This window comes from Psychrosphaera sp. F3M07, assembly GCF_018860345.1.
Lineage (GTDB): Bacteria > Pseudomonadota > Gammaproteobacteria > Enterobacterales > Alteromonadaceae > Psychrosphaera > Psychrosphaera aquimarina.
The window spans coordinates 1-1,612 of sequence record NZ_JAHKPJ010000007.1 but is presented as its reverse complement, the minus strand read 5'-3'; the positions used below and the strand labels follow the sequence as shown (position 1 = coordinate 1,612).

The 1,612-nt window shown below is 36.6% G+C and carries 3 protein-coding genes; all 3 read left to right on the top strand.

Annotated elements, in window-relative coordinates:
• The coding region (locus tag KO505_RS03340) for a response regulator (protein WP_216054031.1) at nucleotides 1-442 on the top strand (442 nt) is incomplete at its 5' end.
• A 176-nt stretch (nucleotides 443-618) separates the two neighbouring features.
• Nucleotides 619-813, top strand: a complete 195-nt coding sequence (locus KO505_RS03335) for a Type I secretion system protein TolC (RefSeq protein ID WP_216054030.1) — start codon at nucleotides 619-621, stop codon at nucleotides 811-813.
• An 89-nt stretch (nucleotides 814-902) separates the two neighbouring features.
• Nucleotides 903-1,612: transposase (locus tag KO505_RS03330; RefSeq protein WP_216054029.1), on the top strand; the 710-nt coding region annotated here is incomplete at its 3' end.

The following is a 1,612-nucleotide window of genomic DNA, read 5'->3' as shown; positions in this document are numbered from 1 at the left end:
GCAAGATGATTTAAACTCAGAAGATGGGAGCGAAACTCCAAAGTTAACAACGAACACTCCGTTAATTAAAACTTTACAAGGTAAGGTGTTAATCGTGGAGGACAACAAAATAAATTTTGCCATTCTCAGCAAGTTTTTACAAAACTATGGTGTAACGTTTGAGTGGGCTGTTGATGGTAGGCAAGCGATATCCTTATTTGAACAGCAAAACTTTGACCTTGTGTTAATGGATTGTATGTTACCGGACATCGACGGTTATGAAGCAACTGAAGCGATTAGAGCAAGTACGAAACCAAACGCCAAAACCATTCCTATTATTGCTTTAACGGCTGATTCCACTAAAGAAAATGAAGATAAATGTTATGCCGTTGGTATGAATGATTATCTGAGCAAGCCATTCGATTTAACCGTGTTATACGACAAGCTTAAACAACATTTGTGAGAAAATAACAAAATAACAAAATAACAAAATAACAAAATAACAAAATAACAAAATAACAAAATAACAAAATAACAAAATAACAACAAAAAATAACAAGGCCACCCACCTCAATTTGACAGTTACTTGAACTGCACTAAACTCACTTGTACCTATATTGATACATTGAGTGTTTACTTATGCCTAGACCCAGAGAATTTCAAATTAGCTTATCAGATACGCCGTATTATCACTGTATCTCTCGTTGTGTTCGTAGGGCATTTTTATGTGGTGAAGATAAACAAACCCATCAATCATATGAGCACAGAAGACAATGGGTAGAAGATAAGCTGTTATTTCTCCCTCAAATATTTGCTATTCAAGTCTGTGCTTAAAAAATAACAAGGCCACCCACCTCAATTTGACAGTTACTTGAACTGCACTAAACTCACTTGTACCTATATCGATACAAGTGAGTTTGCTTATGCCTAGACCCAGAGAATTTCAAATTAGCTTATCAGATACGCCGTATTATCATTGTATCTCTCGTTGTGTTCGTAGGGCATTTTTATGTGGAGAAGATAAACAAACCCATCAATCTTATGAGCACAGAAGACAATGGGTAGAAGATAAGCTGTTATTTCTCCCTCAAATATTTGCTATTGAAGTCTGTGCTTATGCAGTCATGAGTAACCACACACACCTTGTATTACATGTAAATGAACAACAAGCACTTAACTGGAATACAACAGAAGTTCTAACTCGTTGGCATAAGGTGTTTAAAGGCACATTACTGACACAAAAATATCAGTCCTTACCAGAAAATGAACGTGATACGTTAAGTCAATCAGAGCTTCTAGCCATAGAGCAAACCACCGTTATTTACAGAAAACGCCTAATGGACATAAGTTGGTTTATGCGCGTGTTAAATGAAGGTATAGCAAGACAAGCGAATAAAGAAGATAACTGCACAGGGCGATTCTGGGAAGGACGTTTCAAATGCCAAGCCCTCTTAGATGAGTCAGCCTTACTTGCCTGTATGGTATATGTAGATTTAAACCCAGTAAGAGCCAAAATAGCAACCACACCAGAAACCTCTAACTACACCAGCATTAAGCAACGCATTAAACATATAATTCAAAACCAACAACAACCAAGCACATTAAAACCATTTGTTGGTAATCCAAGGAAAGA